This is a genomic window from Streptomyces sp. NPDC048192, from assembly GCF_043202415.1.
Taxonomy (GTDB): domain Bacteria; phylum Actinomycetota; class Actinomycetes; order Streptomycetales; family Streptomycetaceae; genus Streptomyces.
In genome coordinates, this window is record NZ_JBIDAL010000007.1 from 292,712 (window position 1) to 310,284 (window position 17,573).

The following is a 17,573-nucleotide window of genomic DNA, read 5'->3' on the forward strand; positions in this document are numbered from 1 at the left end:
GGAGGCGGACGGGTTTTCCCGCGTTTGCACGACGTTCCCGGGTAAAGAGCGGGGGTGGACAGGCAGACGTTGCAGGATCCGGCCGGCTCCTCCGCCGGGGGCGAGAGCCGGGTCCGCGTACTCGACGTACTGCGCGCCGCGTCCGGCGGAGCGGGCGTACGGGAGATCGCCGAGCAGACCGGCCTGCACCCCAACACCGTACGGTTCCACCTCGACGCACTGGTCAAGGACGGCCTTGCCGAGTGCCGCGCGGAGGGACGCGGCCGGCCCGGCAGACCCCGCACCGTCTACCGCGCCGCCGCCCCCTCCCGGGTACCGGCCGGCCGACGCAGCTACCAGCTGCTGGCCCAGATGCTGACCGGACTCGTCAGCGAGACGCTTCCGCATCCGGCACAGGCCGCCGTGGACGCCGGTGAGGCATGGGGACGTTACCTCGCCGACACGCCCTCGCCCGGCCGGCGCATCGACGCCGAGGAGGCCGTCCGGCGGCTGACCCAGGTCCTCGCGGACGTCGGTTTCGATCCCGCCCCCGCCGGGAGCCGGCCGGACGAGGTCATCGCGCTGCGGCACTGCCCGTTCCGGGAGGTCGCCGAGGAACACCGCGAGGTGGTGTGCTCCCTCCATCTGGGCCTCATGCGCGGCGCCCTGAAGGAGGTGCGCGCACCCCTGGGCGTCGACCGCCTGGAACCCTTCGTCGAACCCGCACTGTGCCTGGCCCACCTCGCTCCCGCGCAGGAGCACCGGTCCTGAGGCAGCCGCCCCCCGCCACCCGGGTCCCGGCCACGGCTGGAGGTTGCTACAACCGCCGGCGCGAAATCGCCGCGCCAGTCCGGTCGTTGTGTTCGTGGTCGTGACGCGCCGAGTGCGGTGTACTGCGCCGTGTGAGGAAGACGCTGCGCACCGAAGCGCCCCCGTACGGCGGCCGAGCCCCCGGCGGAGCGTGCGTCATGCGCCTTCTCACCGCCACACACCCGCGACGGTCCACGCCGAGGCCGCCCACACCCGCGCAGGAGTGAGCCGACATGCAGCGCATCGCCTTCCTCCGGTCCGCCGACCTCCAGCGCGCCGACCCGTACATCCACGGCATCGCCCCTGCCCTGGCGCGGCTCGGTGCGCAGGCTCGTCTCTTCCACACCCATGGCGAGGGCGGCCCGGGCCTGTTCCCGGGGACGAGCGAAAGACTCGAACCAGCCGCGACCCCGGACGAGTTCGTCGAGCGCGTACTCGCCTGGGGCGCCGACGCGGCCGTCGCGATCTCCCTGCCGGACGAGAACGCGCTGCGCGACGCCGTGGTCAAGGCCAAGCTCGAAGCCCTCGGCGTCCGCACGGTCATGACCCCCCTCGCCGCCACGCGCGTCCTGTGCGACAAGTGGGAGACCAAGCGGGTCCTCGACGCCCACGGCATCGCCACCCCGCCGGCGGTGCTGCTCGACAGCGACCTCCTCAACGGCCGTACGCTGCCCGTGCCGGCCTACCGGGACGCCGTCCGCCTCGCCGCACAGGACCTCGGGTACCCGCTGCTGGCAAAGCCGTTGTGGGACTCGACCAGCACGGGCATCGAGTTCCTCGCGGACCCGGCCGCCCTCGACCGCCACCTGGCCGCACGCCCTGCGGCGCACGCGGTCCTGGAGAAGTGCGTCGGCGGACGGCTCTGTTCGGTCGACATCGTCGGCGCGGGCGGACACTACACCGTCATGCCGCTGATCCGGACCGGCACCGCGGGCGGCCCTCCCGCCTTCACGTTCGACGACCTGCGCTACGTCACCCCCGCAGGGAACGACGACTTCGTGCCCACGGCGCGGCGCCTGGTGGACCTGTGCACACACCTCGGGGTCGAAGGCTCCGTGAACGTCGACATGATCCACGCCGACGGCGTCTACCACGTGCTGGAGATCAACCCCCGGATCGGCGGCGCCACCACTCTGTCCATCGCCGCCACCGGACTCAACACCTTCGTCGCCCTCCTCGACATCCTGGCCGGCGCCTGGCCGACCCGCGCCGGCGCCCCGGCCGAACGCTTCGCGATCGAGTGCCTCACCGCGAACCCCACCCCCGCGCTGCTCGCCCAACTCCGGGCCCGCGTCGACCTCGTCACCTGCCACGACCTGATCATCGACGGCCACGACCACGGCGGAATCCTCACCTTCACCGTGGACCCCGGCGACGAACGGCGGACGGTGAAGGAACTCACCGAACTCTGCGAGCAGACCGGTTTCATCCCGGCCTCCATGCTCGACAAGATCCGCCGCGTCCTGACACCCGGTCCGACCCGTGAACGTCCCTCGTCCCGCGCCGGGGCCCGCCCCCGGACGGCCACCGGCTAACACGGTTCGTCCGGCCCCTGTCGCAGCGACACGCCGCAGCACGGGCCGGGTGACCATGCGTCAGAAGATCACTCGGACAGTCTAAAAGTAGGTCAATCATTCGTCATTACAGGCCACTTGACGGCCGGCGCGGCTCTCCGCGGGGATGGCGGGCGGGGTCGGGAATAGCTCGAACGGCCCTCTCGAGCGGAAATCCAGTATGACTGGTATGACCGCTATGGGTAATTTTCTGATCGCGAGCTGGCTGACGGGCCGGCATCTCTGAGACAGGAGAAGCGACATGAAGCTCGAGCGTTCCACCGTCGTCACCGCCGGTGTCGCCACCGCGGCAGCGCTTGCCGCCAGCGGCATCACCTACGCGTCGGCCGCCTCCGCTCCGACGCCCGAGTCCGCCCCGGCCGTCTCCGCCCCCGCGGCGGCCCCGCTCGGTGGCGACTCCGGACAGGGCAAGGGCAACGAGGGCTGGAGCGGGCGCCACGAGGGCTACGAGGGCCGGATCCAGATCAACGAGCGGTCGTACTCGCCCCGCGAGGGCGACTGCATCACCGTGATCAGCGGCCTGGGCGCCAGGACCCTGAACATCCGCAACGACAGCCACAGGACCGTCGAGGTCTTTCGCGGGGTGGTGTGCGACAACGGCGCTCCGGTCGCCACCGTGGGACCCGACAGCTCCAGCTACGGCCTGCGGCCGGGCCACGTCCCGGGCATCGACATCAAGCACGGCGTCGTGGCCAGCTTCCGCGTCGTGCACCACTGGGACGACTAAGCCACCGCGAGAGATGGGGTCCCGGCCCGCCGGAATCGGGCCGGGGCCCCATTCGACCATGGTCCGGCCATCGCGCGCCGGGCACACACCGTGGTCCTGCGGGTACGCGGCCGCCGTGCGCCTGCCGGCCGGGCGGCCGTCCGCACGCCCACCGGCCGTCCGCCCGGGGACCGCACCGGCGAGTCCCGCGCCGGGACCCCCGAGACCTTCCCGGCGTTTGCCTACCGCCGAACGGGTGAGGCAGGCGGGGTGCCGGCCGGCGGCCGCAGGCACCCCTCCTGCGGCCGCCCGCTTTCTCGGGGCACACCCTCCGCGGCCCGCTCAGGCCTGCGCGCGGCAGTCGTAGAGGAGGAAGCTGCCCTTGGTGCGCCAGCCGTAGGCCCCGGAGCGGACGCGCGTGCAGTGGGATTTCACCCAGGTCGTGGCCGGGGTGGTGGGGCGCAGCGGGGTGAGCAGTGCGTAGCGGAGCTGGTGCGAGGCGACCAGGTCGCCGAGCTGCTGGGCGGTGGGGAACGGCGTCTTGCCGGTGAAGCCGCCCATCACGAGGACGGGCTCGGACCGGGCGCGCAGCAGCCGTTCCGCCGGATACGCGGCCTGGGTGGCGACCAGGTACTTCTCGCCGTGACGGTGCTCGGCGAGGTAGTCGAGGAGGGTGGTGTCGCGGGTGCTGGGCCGGTCGAGCTCCACCCGGCGCAGAGCGGACCGGTTGTGCACGGCGCTGTGGTAGGCCTTGCCGACCGGGCCGGCCGTGGGCGACGTGGAGGCGCCCGCGTAGAGCGGGTCGAGGGCGGCGGCGGACCAGCCGGCGGGCAGCAGCAGAGTGGCCGCGACCCCGGCGGCCACGGAGCCCTGGAACATCCCGCTGGTGACGCGTGACCCGCCGGTCCACAGGCCCACCACGCTGCACGCCGCGAGGCCCACGGCCGGCAGCAGCAGCCAGGAGGCGAACAGGGTCGGCACGTCGAGCACCAGCGCCCAGAGCACCGTCAGCAGGATGGCCGCCGGCAGCCATACGCGCCGCCGGCCGCCCGTGTCGTACACGGACCGGAAGAGGGCGAGCCCGCCCCCGGCGAGCGCGGCGACGGCCGGTGCGATCACCGCCGTGTAGTAGGGGTGGTTGCCGTTGGAGACGCTGAACACCACGGCGTGCACGGCCAGCCAGCCGCCCCAGAGGAGGAAGCCGGCGCGCTGCGCGTCGGTGCGCGGTTCGCCGGCCCGCCAGACCACGCCCAGGACGGCGGCGAGCACGGCGAGCGGCAGGAACCAGGCGATCTGCGGGCCGATGGTGTGGTTGACCAGCATGCCCCAGCCCGTGTTGCCGGAGGTCCGGCTGGCGGCGGTTCCGGAAACGGCCCCGAACGCGGTGTCGTCGTCGCTGAAGCGGCTCAGGCCGTTGTAGCCGAAGACCAGACTGAAGGGGTTGTTGTTGGACGTGCCGTCGACGTACGGGCGGTGTGCGGCGGGTGTGATCCAGGCGAGCAGCGCCCAGGAGCAGGAGACGGCGAGCGTGACCGCGCCGGTCGACAGCAGGCGCAGCGCCCGGCGCAACGGCGTTCCGCTGGCGGCGAGTTGGTAGACGGCCGCGAAGACGGGAAGCACCAGCCAGGCCTGCAGCATCTTCGTCTGGAAGGCGAGCCCGACCCAGACGCCGCAGGTGATCAGCGGCGCGAGCCGGTCGGTGCGCAGCGCCTTCTGCAGGGCTCCGGCCGCCGCCACCAGCAGCAGGGTGAGCGCCGTGTCCGGGATGGTGGCCCGGTTGAGCACCACGGTCACCGGAGTGAGGGTGAGCGTCAGCGCGGCGATCAGCGCGGCGAGCTTCCCGGCCCACACCCGTACGATCCGGTGCAGCAGCCACACGGTGAGCACGCCCTCGACGACCTGCGGCAGCGCGACCGCCCAGGTGTGCGGGCCGAAGATCCAGACGGAGACGGCCTCCGGCCAGAAGGCACCCGGCAGCTTGTCGAGGGTGATCGAACCGCTGGGGTCGAGACCGCCGAAGAAGAAGGCCCGCCAGGTGGAGCCCATCGACCGTATCGCGGCGCTGTAATAGGGGTGGATCGCGGCGTGCCCCATGCCCCAGCCGTACAGCAGTGCGGCGACGACCAGCACCGCGGCCAGCGCCGGCCTCTCCCAGGACGCCGGAGCCTCCGGCCGGTCGTCGCGGCGGCGCGAGGTCCGGTGGCGGCCGTGCGGGCCGGTGCTCTGGGCGGTGGGGATGGTGGTCATGGCGGAAGGTCCTCGGATCGGTGGTCAGGCGGAGCGGCGGCGGGTCCTGGGCGGCGGTTCCCTGGAAGCCGCGGGTGCGACGGCTGCGTGGCGGCCGGCGGGACGCTGCCGGACGGACCGGTGCCGGTCGGGCCGTCGGCGGGCGGGACGCCGGGGGAGAAGCTGCGGCGGGCCCGGCCGTCGCGGCTCGGGCCCCTGCCGCACCGGCAGGCGATCGCGGCCGGCGCCGCCGGGCAGCGGGGCACGGCGGCGTGGCGGTGAGGGAGCGTGCGGTGGGGCGTGGCGCCGGCAAGCGGTGGGCAGGACAGCGGATCCTCTCTCTCGACCGGCGACGAGCGCTCGAATGTTCGACCAACCGCACACTTTAGCCGCACGAGATCACGCATCCATCACACTCGTGTCCCTGTGCCGTGCCCGTACGCGCAACCGGGCACCGGCCGGCTCAGGGCCTCCCCGGCCCGCCGTCCGTACGACGACCGGGGGTCCGTTCGTACGGCGACGCGGCGGAACGCCCCGCGCGGTGCACGACGGGCCCCGCGCGGGGCCCGTCCCGCGGGGACCGGTCAGCGGACGAAGGCGATCTCCGGGTAGCTCTTGGACGGCCCGTCCAGCAGGGTGCTGTGCTTCTTGCGCAGCTCCTGGTCGAAGAAGGCGGCGAGATACACGCGCTGGATCTTGATCGCCCGGTTGGGGTCGATCGTGCCGTACTGCTGCCGCACCTGGTCCTGCGACATGCCGAGCAGCGGCGCCACCTGCGGCACCAGCCACTCGTTGTCGCTGAACGACAGGTGCCTGGAGCCGTGGAGCTGGATGTCGACCCGGTAGCCCTTGAGATGCGGCCACAGCTTGCGCCACGACGAGTCGTTGTTGCGGTTGTGCGTGCCGGAGCTGAAGAGCATGAACGGGCGGTTCAGGTCCTTGCTCGGCGCGGTGCCGAAGAACTGGCCGTCCAGGTTGGCTCCGGCGGCGATGCGGTGGTCGAGCTGCATGGCCGTGTCGACCGCGGCGCCGCCCAGCGACCAGCCGAACATCCCGATGCGGGACGTGTCCACGGTCTTCGACAGACCGGTGGGGAGCTTGGCGTGGTCGGCGTCCGGGTTGCCGCCCTTGGCGATGGTGCCGAGCTGGTTGATGACGAACTTGATGTCGGCGGCCCGCACGTTGAGCGTGTCGGAGGAGTGCGCGCCCGACGGCATGGTGTTGACCTCGAGCCGGTTGCCCGGGAACTGCACCTCGTTCGCGTCGTGCGTGTGGTCGACGGCGATGACGATGTAGCCCCGGCTGGCGAGGTCCTCGGCCAGGGCGGTGCCCATCGCGCGGTCCGAGTGCAGCCCGGTCGAGTACAGCAGCACGGGCAGTTTGCCGAGCTTGGTGCTGACCGGGGCCAGCGTATGGCTGGAGGTCTGCGGCAGCGAGACCTGCTGCGGCGACAGGCCTCGTGAGCGGAGGAAGTGGGCGCCGGAGACCGACGGCATCCACGGTGCCACGGGGTACCCGGAGGTGGAGGAGGCCGGGTACCAGTACGTCACCATCAGCTCGCGCGCGCGGTTGCCCGGCACGTACGGGTCGGTGCGGGACTTGTCGACGAGGTGCTGGCTGAAGGTGCCGACCTGGTAGGGGCCGCTCGGTGCGGGAAGCTTGAGCTGGACGGTGGAGGCCCGGCCGCGGGCGAGCGTGGCGGCGGGGTGGGCGCCCTGGGGCAGAGCCGCGCTGTCGTTGTCGGGCGCCCAGTTCGTGGCGTCCTCGTCGGGCGACGACCCGGTGGCCGTGGGATTGGAAGACGACTTCCCGGCAGCCATCGACGGCGTCACCCCGGCACCCAGGGCGACGGCGAGCACACCGGCGGTACCGACCGCTCGGGCTATGAGTCTGCGGTGGTGGCGCGGTCTGCGGTGTTGCATGAAACTCCCCTGTTGATCACGGGCCACGGGGCCCGGCGATGGTCAGGGGCACACCGTACCGCTGCCCGGGCCAACTGCTCCCCGGGGATGGGTCAGATGGCGCCGTATCAGCCGACCGCACGGGCCCGGAGCCGGCCCTGCGGGAGCAGACCGGGGGCCGGACGGCGGCCTCGGCGTGCCGTTTTGGCACCCTCCGTGGGGAACTATCCGGCATGCGCGGTCCGAACGCCGGCCGATGACCGGGGCGTACGGCAGCCGTACCTCCGGAGCGGCCGAGTCGATCGCATTGTCAGTGCCCCCTGCCATACGACGCCGAGACGGAGCTGAACGGCTAACGGCTGCGCGAGCCCCGCCGCATCGACTGGGAGCGCCAGGCCGAGATCGCCGAACGCGCCTTCCTGGCCAACGGGTTCTTCGTCCTGGCCGGCGATCGCCAGGTCGACGGCCTCGACGAACTCGTGGACCTCACCGTCGGCCTGGACCTGGTCTTCATCAGACTCGTCGCCCTCGTGGGCGGATGAGACTCGGCGAGGCGGCGGGGGAGTGCGTGTTCCCAGGGTGACGGGAGAAAACCAAGTGCCGGGGTTCGAGCCGGTGAAGTACGGTGACGCTCGTTCGAAGGGGGGCCCGAAGTGGCGAAACTGAACCAGATCATCGCTGTCGAGAAGGGTGTCAAGAGCAAGTCGCTCCAGGACATCACCGCCGCGCACCACAAGGTGCAGAAGCCGGCCCTGCTGGCCGGCATCTCGCGCACGTACCAGCCGAAGGACGAGGAGGGCGAGCAGCTGCCGCCCGAGTCCACCCGGGTGCAGGTGCAGGCCGAGGACGTGCTGCGGGAGATGTCCGCCTCGCTCACCCGGCTCTTCGACGTGACCGCCACCAAGGACTGGGCGAACTGCACGGCCCGCGCGGACGTCACGGTCGACGGCCGGACCATCCTCACCGACGTTCCGGTCAGTTACCTGCTCTTCCTGGAGAAGCAGCTCACCGACCTGCACACGTTCGTCAAGAAGCTCCCCACCCTCGACGCCGCCGAGTCCTGGTCCCACGACCCGTCCACGGACTGGTGGAAGACGGACCCGGTGCGCACGATCCGGACCAAGAAGGTCCCCCGCAACCACGTCAAGGCGGAGGCGACCGACAAGCACCCGGCCCAGGTCGAGGTGTACTACGAGGACGTACCCATCGGGTACTGGACGACCGTGAAGTTCTCCGGAGCGCTCCCGGCGCGGCGGGTGAACGAGCTGGTGGAGCGCGTCGAGAAGCTCCAGCAGGCGGTGAAGTTCGCCCGCGAGGAGGCCAACAGCGCCGAGGTCACCGATCAGCGGGTCGGCGACGCGGTGTTCGGCTACCTGCTCGGCTGACGCGGCCACGGGTAGCATCCATGATCGCCCCCGCGTGCGAGCGCGGGGGTGCGCCACAGGCGCGGGCCGGGATGAGGACCGGTTCGCGCGATGAGCGCAAGCTGACACTGAAGTTCAGCCTGAAGACACGGTGACAGTGAAGGTTCGAGTCCTTCCCCCGGCACAGCACCACCGACGGGCCGGGGTAGCCCAACATGGCAGAGGCAGCCGTAGTCAGTCTCAGACTCTCGCTCCAGTCTCAGCATCGCCGCCGATCGCCGGATCGACCGAGGCCGGACGAACGCCGTCGGATGCGAGTTCGACTCTCGCCTGCACCTCTTGCCTGGTGCGGTAGTTCAAAGGAAGAACACGACGGCATGATGACTGATCCGACCTCTTAAACGCCGCCGGCATGCGCAATTGGGTGGCATCCCCAGGGGCCCGGGAGCTGGATACGACTCCCGGGCTCCGCCACGTCCCCGAGCCGCCCCGGGTCAGCGCACCCAGACGTCGATGAGCGGGGAGACGACGCGCATTCTGCTGTCGACGAGACGCAGCTTGTTGTGGCCCTTCATACCGAGCACGACGCGCATGGTGTACGTCGCGTGCGCGTCGGTGTGCATCGAGGCCGGCAGGTTGACCCAGGAGTGGGCGCCCACCCGCTGCTGGAGGGTGACCCGGGTGCCGGCGGGCACGCCGGGCGCGGTGCCGCGGATCCGGAACTGCTGCCAGGCGCGGACGTCCGCGGCGGACACCTCGGCCGTGGGCGCGGCCGCGGCCGTGACGGCCGGCTTCGGGCTGGGGGAGGGGGGTGAGGTGACGGCCATCGCCGTGCCGATGGACCCCGCGGCCACGGCTGCGACCGCCGCTGCGGCACTCCAGATTCGTACCGTCTTGCGCATGCTCTGTCTCCCGGTTGGGGGGAAGGGATCGCCGGAAGCGTATGAACATCAAGGGTCTATCGGATCATTTGACACGAAGTAGCGGAAAGGCGTACCCCATTCGGCTGCGGCGGCTTGCTCACGGGCCTCGATCCGGGTTTGCCGGAGCACACCGCCGCTGGTCAGGCGCCCCGGGCGGCACGCCTTTTCGGCGACCGCCGACGCGGCCGCGTGAAGGGGCGGCTTTTCCCTCCGGCCGGCGCCTGCTACGTGCGGCCGCCGGAAAGATGCGGGAGCCCGCGTTTGGGGGCACCGTAAGGGCGAGGGGGGCGGGGCCGCTCTGGCCCGATGTCATGCGAGCATCGCCCTAGCCGAAGGAAACGTGATGGCCGTAGCCACAGACATGCTCGTTCCCGCGCTGCGTCAGGTCCGAGAGGCCGAAGCAGCGCTCGCCGACCGCTTCAAAGCCCATCTCGCGGTCACCCCTCCCGGCGAGTACCGGGAAGTCCTGGAACGCCGCGCCGGCGACGCCCGCGGCCACGTGTACCTCATCGACGAGCGCCTGGCCTCGCTGAAGCCCCGTGGCTTCGCCCAGGCCGTCGCCGGGAACGTCTGGCAGCTCACCAGGCAGGCCGTCCGGCTGCCCCTGGAGGCGGTCAAGGTCGTACCGAACGCCCTGCTGCGGGGCTCGGGGACGGCCACGGAACACCAGCTGCTCAAGAACGTCGAGGACGAGTACGCGCGCACTGCCTTCGCCATGGCGATCTGCCGGGCCGCCGAGCGGATCGCCCAGGAGGCACAGGACGGCGCCACCACGGATCTGCTGCGGTCCATCCGCCGCGACGGCGAGGAGACACTGATCGAACTCGGCGACAGCCTCGAGCACCACGCCGAGGCGACGGTCGCGTGCGGCGACGGCCTGGGCGCCGGCCGGGCCACCCAGGCGGTACGGGAATGGAGCACCTGGCTGCGGGAGACGGCCGAGCGCATGCCGGGAGCGGACCGGCTCCAGGGCATGCCGGACGGAGCCCTCATCTCGGAGATGGATCTGCCGATCCCCGACTACCGCAGGCTGAGCGCACGGGCGATTCTCGAGCGGCTGCCGCAGCTGCCCCAGTCGGATCTGGCCAGGGTGGGCGCCTACGAGCGTTCCCACGCCGCCCGCCCCGCGGTCCTGAGCCGGATCGCGGACCTGCTCGGGCCCGAGCCGTGGCCCGGCTACGACGGCATGCACGAGGATGAGATCGTCAAGCGGATCGGTGAGGCCACCGAGCGTGTCACCCGGCGGGTCCTGGATTACGAGCGCCGCCATCAGGCGCGCGCCTCCGTCCTCGCCGCCGCCGAACGGGTCCCCGCCTGATCCGGCGCCCTCTTCGGCCGTCCCGCGTCCGCCGGGAACCGCTCCGCGTCCGTCGGGCCTCGCCGTACGTCCGTCGAAGGCCGGCTGGGCATGGACCGGGCAGGCCGTCGCGCCCCCGGGCTCACGCGTCCTGTCGCGTGGCCCGGGGGCGTTGGTGCTGATAGCCCCAGAGGTCGTCGACGAACGTGAAGCCGAAGGAATCGAAGAGCCGGGAAGCCGCCGCTCGGCCGGGGCTGCGCTGCTGGGCGTCGTCGAGGACGGCGGAGACCTCGGTGGCCCCCTCCTCGGCCAGCAAGGCCAGCGCCTGGCCGAGCAGGAGGCGGGCCAGACCGCGGCGGCGGCGGGACGGCAGGGTTTCGATCCAGTGGATGGTGGCGGTGCGGTCGGATCCCACACCGATCACGGCTTCGGCGACGGGCTCGGCGGCCTCGCGGATGATCAGCCGGCGTCCGTGCGGCATCTCGCAGGGGAGGACGTCGACGGCGACCCTCGCCGACGGGACCTCGGCGGGGAGCGAACGGTGCAGGTAGCAGCCCTGCCGGCGGCCCGTGAAGCCCGACTGCACCAAGGCGTCATGGGTGGCGGCGCGCCGAGTGCGCGGCAGTCCGACCAGCCCCCCGTCAACGGCCGGAGCATCCACGAACGCCTCGACACGCAGGCAGTGGGCGAGGGCGCCGAGGGCGTGGCGGATCAGGGCCCGCAGGGCGGGCGGATTCTCCCGGGCGTGCAGCCGGCAGATCAGCCCGGTGCGCACATCGGCCCAGGACAGGTACGCGACGATCCCCCGGGCGCGGTCACCGGCGTCGACGAGCACGCTGATGCGCGGCCGCGCGGGTGCCGCCCACCCGGACAGGGGTGCGGCCCCGTTTCGCCGTGCGGTCGGCTGCCCGGGGAGGCAGTGCGGCTGACCCGGCAGTCTGTCGGCGTCGATCAGGTCGCGCACCGCGGACTCGTCCTCGGGACGGTAGGGACGTACCGTCGACCGGCTCTCGGGGCTGGGCGAAGAGGCCATGCTGTCCGTCCGCGCGGATGCGACGTTCCTGTCGGCTACGTCCCAGCGTGCTCCGGTCCGGCCCGGCTGTCACGGGGAACCCGGCGACGTCCTCCTGCGAGGCGGCTCCTCGCTCTGCACGGTGTCGTCGTGCTGGGGGCGTACGGCGGGCGCGGCCTGCCAGGTCGCGGTCAGCAGCGAACGCAGGTGGTCGATGACCGGCCGGTGCAGGGGCAGCGTCAGATGACCGACGCCGGGCACGAGGACATTGCGCGCCATGAGGTCGGGATGATCGATGCGGCCTCTGGCAGCGGGGATGACGACCTCGTCCAGATCGCTGTAGAAGGCCACGAACCGGGTGCGGCATTCCGGCGCCGGTTCGGCGAGTTCCGTCAGCAGCGCGCTGCCCGGCCGTAGCTGGCGCAGGAGCGGATGCGGCGGGGCCAGCAGGGCCGTGGCGGTCCCGCCGTGCGGCGTGGCGAGAGTGATCAGCAGGGGCACGCGTGCGTCGCCGCCCAGCCGCTGCACGTAGTAGCGGGCGATCAGCCCTCCCAGGCTGTAGCCGATGACGACGATGCTTCGGGTGCCGTGGCTTTCGCACGCGCGTTCCACGCGCTCTCCCAGGTTCTGGGCCGCCGCGCGAATGTCCGGGGTGAACGCCGAGCAGCCCACCTCGAAGTACGGCCCCGCGCCGACGCCGTCCAGACCGCGCTGCAACGACGTCACGACGCACTCGCCGTCGGAGAGCCCGTGGACCAGCAGGACCGGGTTTCCCGCAGCCGTCACCAGGGGTGGGGGTGGCTCCTCCAGGCCGGTCCTCCGCCTCGGCAGCGCCCGGCTCAGGCGCCCGGCCAGCTGTCCGACGCTCCCGGCAGCCACGTCGAGCGGCAGCTGCACCAGCCGGACAGCCGCCCTGCCGGCTTCGATACCCACACCGCGCGCCGGTGACAGTCCCGGCACCGCCAGGTGCGGCCCGAAAGGAATGCCCATGGCCACCTCCCGTGCCCACGCCCCCGCCGTCGTATGAGAACCATTCTCTGCCTCATCCCGAGTCCCCGCCCGTCGCAGCGGTCACACGGACCACTCTCCGCAGCGGCCCAGGGACGGGCGGCGAGGAGGGTGACCTCGAGGCCGGTGCGGCGGATTCGTGCCCGAACGGCTGAGGCAGGGGCCGGCGGCTGCGGAAGGGACCGTGGGCCGGGGTCAGCGATCGGTCAGCAGCGGGTGCTTGGGTGGTCCGGTTGAGGCAGCCGCCGCCGGAGAGGCCGGGCGGCGCGGTAATCCGTACGCGATGAAGGGAAGGACCATGCCCGGTGCAGATTCCAGTGTGCTCGACTGGCCGCTCGCCCGCGTGTGTCCGATGTCGCCGCCGCCGGCCCTCGGTGTGGTGCGGGACGGCCCGCCGACGCTGGTCCGGCTGCCGGCAGGCGCCGGTGACGAGCAGCTGGTCTGGCTGATCACCCGCTACGAGGACGTCAAGGCCGCGCTCAAGGACTCCCGGCTGAGCGCAGACGAGACCCGCCCCGGCTTTCCGCTGCGTTTTCCCGTGCCGGGCGACGCACGGCCGAGCGGCTTCCTTCGCATGGACGATCCGGAGCACGGCCGGCTGCGCAGGATGGTCGCACCCGAGTTCACCGTGCGCAGGGTGCGCGCGCTGGGTCCCCGGCTCCAGGAGCTGACCGACCGGACCGCCGACGAGCTGGCAACCGGCCCTCAACCCGCCGACCTGGTACGGGACTTCGCCACCAAGGTGTCGGCACTGGTCATCGCCCGGCTGATGGGGGTCCCCGACGAGCACACCGCGTTCTTCCTGGAGCAGACCCAGATCCTGCTCACGGACGGTGACCCGGCTCTGTCCCTGGCGGCGCACCACCGGATCATCGCCTTCCTCGACGAACGAGCGCGCGCAAAGGAACACGACCCGGGTGACGATCTGGTCAGCCGTCTCGTGGCCGACCACGTGGCCACCGGCGAACTGGACCGCGCCGACCTCCTCGGCATCCTCAAACTGCTGCTCGTCGCAGGCCACGAGTCGACCGCCACCCAGATAGCGGTCAGCGCGCTGAGCCTGCTGACCGACGACCGACTGCGCGCCGAGGTCCTCGCCGAAGACGCCGCGCTCCTGCCGCAGTTCGTGGAGGAGTCGATGCGTTTCTGGACGATCGTCCAGGACGGTGTCGTGCGTCAGGCCACCGAGGACCTCCTCATCGGCGAGACCCTGATCAGCGAGGGCGAGTCGGTGATGATCAGCCTGCCGGCCGCCAACCACGACCCCGCGCTCTTCCCGGAGCCCGAGCGCCTCGACATCCACCGGGATGCCTCCGCCCATCTGCTGTTCGGCCATGGCGCCCACTTCTGCCTCGGCGCGTCGCTGGGCCGGCTCGAGGTGACACTCGCCCTCCGCTCCCTCTTCACCAGGCTGCCCACGCTCCGCCTGGCCTGCGAGCCGTCCCTGCTCCGCTTCCGCGACCACCCCGTCTTCCACTGCCTCGCCGAGCTGCCCGTCACCTGGTGAAGTCGTCGCGGCGGGGGAGGGGCAGGGGCCGACCTCCGGCAGGACAGCCCTCATCGCGTACGGCGATGGAGGCGGGCTTGCGGGACACCGCTAGCCCGAACGGGTGACACCGTTGCCGGAGGCCCCAGATGGCTGATGGCCTGTGCTGACGCGGCCGCAGCCATGCCCTGTACCTGAGGCGACACGCTGCGCGAACCCCGGATGTGCGCGCCGGCACGTCCACCCATGTGCTGGAGACAGGGGCCAGTCTCTTCGGACTGTGCGACAGGCCCCCGCATCACCCCGAGAGAGGAGCACGGGATGCGGACGCCACGCCTCTTCGCTGCCGCGGCAACGGCGGCGCTCCTGGCCCTGCCGGGCGCCACCGCGCGCGCAGGAGACTTCGGAGTCCTGGAGGTCACGCCGAACCCTGCCCACCCGGGCAGCACGGTCAACCTCAACAGCTCGGAGTGCGGCAGGAACAGCTCGGCCGTCGTCTACGCCCAGGTACTCGACGCCGGCACGGTGCGCCTGACGTCCCGGGGCCAGACCTACCCGGAGAACGTCCAGGGCACGCTGCGGATCCCGGACTCCGTGGAGCCCGCCTCCTACGGCCTGCACGGGAAGTGCGCCAACGGTCGCGAAATAGACGCGACCCTCGAGATCGAAACCCGGCCCGGGACCAGCCAGTGACACATTCATCGGAGGTACTCATGCAGCGCACCCGGAACATCGCACTGTGCCTCGCAGCCGGCGCCTTTGTCTCTTCCGTCTGCACCGTCGTCCCGGCCGTGGCCGTCCCCGGTTCACCTGCCTGCAAGGACGTCACCCTGTCCTGGGCAGGGGGTACGGCCAAGACCGGGGGCGGCAGCGACCGGCAGGAGACGGCCCGCGTCCAGATCAAGAACAGCGGGGACCACACCTGCTCCCTGCTCGGTGCACCCTCGGTCATGCTCACCACCAACGGCGCGCCGGAGACGCTGTCCCAGCAGTCGGGAGGCACCAGTGTGAGTCTCGGCCCCGGCAGGACCGCGAAGTTCACCATCACCTTCCTCGGCGACAGCGGGAAGAGCGGGAACGAGATCATCCGGCCCGACCAGGCCGTGGTCACCCTGCCCGGCGGCACGGTGAAGACGCTCACCTGGCAGTGGGGAAGTGTCACCCGGCAGGAGGCCGCCAGTTACCCGGGCAACTTCGTCAGCCCGATCACCTGACGCACCTCGCTCGGCCCACCGACGCATCGATGGACCACCGGGACGTCCGGCCGCAGCACCGCGGATGTCTCAGAGCAGCAGCGGAAGGCTCACCAAGGTGGCGCCGCTCGCTCCGAGGGCCGCCAGGAGTGCGGCCGGCCAGTTGCGGGACTGGGCGAAGGTCAGGAGACCGGCCAGCAGTCCCGCCACCACCGCGGCCAGAAGGATGAGCGCCCAGCGCAGGGACAGCCGCTCCGGCGGCGGCGTGGGTGAAGTCGGTTCGGGCATGCGCTCTCCTGCGGCTGCGTCAGAAGGGGATCCAGGCAGCCCTGCGGGGGCTGCCGTGCGCGCCGATGCCGACCGTGTTGAGGGCTTCAGCCCCCACGCCCTGCCGGTCCCCGGCAACCATCGAAACATTTCGGATGACTGACCACCGTAGCCATGTGATCTAGGTCAGAAAAGGCCTCTGATATCCCATCCGTCGGAATGGGGTTCGCATGGGGGCGGACGCGGTCGGCAGCGTGCTCCGGCGTGCGCCTCAAAGGCAACCAACGCTCCCTGCAAGGGTGTTCGGACGGCTGACCAGGAGGCCGCGCTGACTTAGCATCGCCGCCATGACTGGTCCCGAAGCCGATCCGTCCGAAGGTTCCGAGGAGGCGCTACGGGGCTCCACCGCGAAGGTGGTGGAGGCGCTGGGCTGCCAGATCGTGGAAGGGGGCAAGCCCCGCGACCATCACGTCACCGTGGACGCCGTCACCCATGAGTTCGGGATCACCCGGCCCATGGCCCGGGAGGCCCTGCAGATCCTGCACCAGAAGGGCCTGGTCAATCTGCAGCCGCGGGTCGGGGCCACCGTGCAGGCGCTGGAGCGGTGGGACCTGCTGGACCCCGACGTGATCGCGTGGCGGCTGGAAGTGGCCCCCGACAGCCAGATGCGCTCACTGACCGAACTGCGCGAGGTGATCGAACCCCGCGCCGCGAGACTGGCAGCCCTCAGCCGCTCGGCGGAGATCTGCCACGACCTCACCAGCCTCGCCCGAACCCTGCTCGCCCTGAGCGAGGAGCCGGACTTCGCGCGGCCACGGGAGGGCGCTGCGCTTCGCCGGCGCTTCCGGGACGTGGACGCGGCCTTCCACCGAACTCTCCTCGCCGGCTCGCGCAACGAGCTGTTCGTGCGCCTGTCCTATCCGGTCGTCATGGCCCTCAACCACCGCATCGACAGGAACTGGGCCGGCACCCACGACGAGGCGATGGTCACGCCCACACGGGCGGTCATCGGCGCCGACACCGTCCAGAGATATCCCACCCGGCCCGAACCGGTCGCCATGTGGTTGCACATGGGGCTGGCCTACGCCATCGACCAGGGTCTCGCCACGGCGGCGGAGGCCTTCGCGGAGGCTCTGCTCGCCGAGATCAGAAGCGGCAGGCTGCACGATCCCGACGTACGCGACCGGCTCCGGGCGGGCCTGGACCGGTTCAACATCAGCGGTCTGCCCTCCGCCCATCGAGCGGGCTTCCAGGACGCCATGGCCGCCCTGTTCCGCGCTCGACGCGCCCCCGTCGTCCTCATGGGGGTCAGCGGATGCGGCAAGACCACCGTGGGCCGGTACCTGGCCGAGTCGCTCAGGGTGCCGTACGAGGAAGGGGACGACTTCCATCCCCCGCGCAACGTGGAGTCGATGGCGAACCACACCCCTCTCGACGACCGCAGCCGCAGTCCGTGGCTGGCCGCCATAGCGGGCCGCATGCGGGTGGCGGGCGCGGAGGAAGGGCTCGTGATCAGTTGCTCCGCCCTCAAACGCATCTACCGGGAGTTGCTGCGGGTGGCCCGGCCCGACACCTTCTTCGTGCACCTGAGCCTCGACCAGGACACGGCGGACGCCCGCGTGGCGCGCCGGGAGGCGCACTACATGCCTGCCTCCCTGGTGTCCTCGCAGTTCGAGGACCTGGAACCACTCGATGACGACGAAGCCGGGATGACCGTCGACGCGACCCTGCCGGTCGAACGCATCGTCGCGGAGATCCAGACCGAGCTGGCCCGCCACACCCGGGGCCGCTGACACACACCGGCAGGACCGCATGGTCGCACGCCGA

At 71.6% G+C, this 17,573-nt stretch carries 15 protein-coding genes; 9 read left to right on the top strand and 6 right to left on the bottom strand.

Translation table 11 applies throughout. From position 1 onward, the window contains the following. Nucleotides 1-54 precede the first annotated feature (54 nt). The 3 genes from ACGFZN_RS17140 (at nucleotide 55) to ACGFZN_RS17150 (ending at nucleotide 3,090) form a co-directional block, all read left to right on the top strand. On the top strand, nucleotides 55-750 hold the full coding sequence (locus ACGFZN_RS17140) for a helix-turn-helix transcriptional regulator (RefSeq protein ID WP_393859269.1): 696 nt from the start codon (nucleotides 55-57) through the stop codon (nucleotides 748-750). Nucleotides 751-1,022: 272 nt separating this feature from the next. Further along, nucleotides 1,023-2,324, top strand: a complete 1,302-nt coding sequence (locus tag ACGFZN_RS17145; protein ID WP_393859270.1) for an acetyl-CoA carboxylase biotin carboxylase subunit family protein — start codon at nucleotides 1,023-1,025, stop codon at nucleotides 2,322-2,324. Nucleotides 2,325-2,604: 280 nt separating this feature from the next. After that, the gene (locus tag ACGFZN_RS17150) at nucleotides 2,605-3,090 is read left to right on the top strand and encodes a hypothetical protein (protein ID WP_393859271.1); all 486 of its coding nucleotides are present in this window, start codon (nucleotides 2,605-2,607) and stop codon (nucleotides 3,088-3,090) included. Between the two features lie 321 nt (nucleotides 3,091-3,411). Here the strand turns inward: ACGFZN_RS17150 and ACGFZN_RS17155 are convergent, their stop codons facing one another. Both ACGFZN_RS17155 and ACGFZN_RS17160 read right to left on the bottom strand, forming a co-directional pair. Continuing rightward, nucleotides 3,412-5,316, bottom strand: a complete 1,905-nt coding sequence (locus ACGFZN_RS17155; protein ID WP_393859272.1) for an ArnT family glycosyltransferase — start codon at nucleotides 5,314-5,316, stop codon at nucleotides 3,412-3,414. A gap of 563 nt (nucleotides 5,317-5,879) precedes the next feature. Then, nucleotides 5,880-7,217: an alpha/beta hydrolase family protein gene (locus ACGFZN_RS17160; RefSeq protein ID WP_393859273.1), complete on the bottom strand. Its 1,338-nt coding sequence runs from the start codon at nucleotides 7,215-7,217 to the stop codon at nucleotides 5,880-5,882. A 632-nt stretch (nucleotides 7,218-7,849) separates the two neighbouring features. On the opposite strand from ACGFZN_RS17160, the gene ACGFZN_RS17165 reads away from it, so the two are divergent. Then, complete coding sequence (locus ACGFZN_RS17165) at nucleotides 7,850-8,581, top strand: hypothetical protein (RefSeq protein ID WP_393859274.1); 732 nt, start codon at nucleotides 7,850-7,852, stop codon at nucleotides 8,579-8,581. A 473-nt stretch (nucleotides 8,582-9,054) separates the two neighbouring features. Here ACGFZN_RS17165 and ACGFZN_RS17170 read toward each other — a convergent pair whose 3' ends face one another. Continuing rightward, nucleotides 9,055-9,462 carry a hypothetical protein gene (locus ACGFZN_RS17170; RefSeq protein WP_393859275.1) on the bottom strand — a complete coding sequence of 136 codons (408 nt, stop codon included), beginning with the start codon at nucleotides 9,460-9,462 and terminating at the stop codon, nucleotides 9,055-9,057. A gap of 364 nt (nucleotides 9,463-9,826) precedes the next feature. On the opposite strand from ACGFZN_RS17170, the gene ACGFZN_RS17175 reads away from it, so the two are divergent. Then, entirely contained in the window at nucleotides 9,827-10,801 is a 975-nt protein-coding gene (locus ACGFZN_RS17175) for a hypothetical protein (protein ID WP_393859276.1), read from the top strand. A 121-nt stretch (nucleotides 10,802-10,922) separates the two neighbouring features. Here ACGFZN_RS17175 and ACGFZN_RS17180 read toward each other — a convergent pair whose 3' ends face one another. Both ACGFZN_RS17180 and ACGFZN_RS17185 read right to left on the bottom strand, forming a co-directional pair. Beyond that, nucleotides 10,923-11,813, bottom strand: coding sequence for a GNAT family N-acetyltransferase (locus ACGFZN_RS17180; protein WP_393859277.1), 891 nt, complete (start codon nucleotides 11,811-11,813; stop codon nucleotides 10,923-10,925). 69 nt (nucleotides 11,814-11,882) lie between these two features. Then, a complete protein-coding gene (locus ACGFZN_RS17185; protein WP_393859278.1) occupies nucleotides 11,883-12,782 on the bottom strand; it encodes an esterase/lipase family protein in 900 nt (299 codons plus the stop codon). 316 nt (nucleotides 12,783-13,098) lie between these two features. Between ACGFZN_RS17185 and ACGFZN_RS17190 the strand changes: the two genes are divergently transcribed. The 3 genes from ACGFZN_RS17190 (at nucleotide 13,099) to ACGFZN_RS17200 (ending at nucleotide 15,500) form a co-directional block, all read left to right on the top strand. Continuing rightward, entirely contained in the window at nucleotides 13,099-14,307 is a 1,209-nt protein-coding gene (locus ACGFZN_RS17190; RefSeq protein WP_393859279.1) for a cytochrome P450, read from the top strand. A 300-nt stretch (nucleotides 14,308-14,607) separates the two neighbouring features. After that, entirely contained in the window at nucleotides 14,608-14,979 is a 372-nt protein-coding gene (locus tag ACGFZN_RS17195) for a hypothetical protein (RefSeq protein WP_393859280.1), read from the top strand. Between the two features lie 20 nt (nucleotides 14,980-14,999). Further along, nucleotides 15,000-15,500, top strand: coding sequence for a DUF4232 domain-containing protein (locus ACGFZN_RS17200; RefSeq protein WP_393859281.1), 501 nt, complete (start codon nucleotides 15,000-15,002; stop codon nucleotides 15,498-15,500). Nucleotides 15,501-15,569: 69 nt separating this feature from the next. On the opposite strand, the gene ACGFZN_RS17205 is transcribed toward ACGFZN_RS17200, so the two are convergent. Continuing rightward, nucleotides 15,570-15,767 (bottom strand): hypothetical protein, encoded by a 198-nt coding sequence (locus ACGFZN_RS17205; RefSeq protein WP_393859282.1) that lies wholly within the window; start codon nucleotides 15,765-15,767, stop codon nucleotides 15,570-15,572. Nucleotides 15,768-16,093: 326 nt separating this feature from the next. Here ACGFZN_RS17205 and ACGFZN_RS17210 point away from each other — a divergent pair, with 326 nt between their 5' ends. Then, nucleotides 16,094-17,539 (top strand): gluconokinase, GntK/IdnK-type, encoded by a 1,446-nt coding sequence (locus ACGFZN_RS17210; protein WP_393859283.1) that lies wholly within the window; start codon nucleotides 16,094-16,096, stop codon nucleotides 17,537-17,539. Nucleotides 17,540-17,573: the final 34 nt, after the last annotated feature.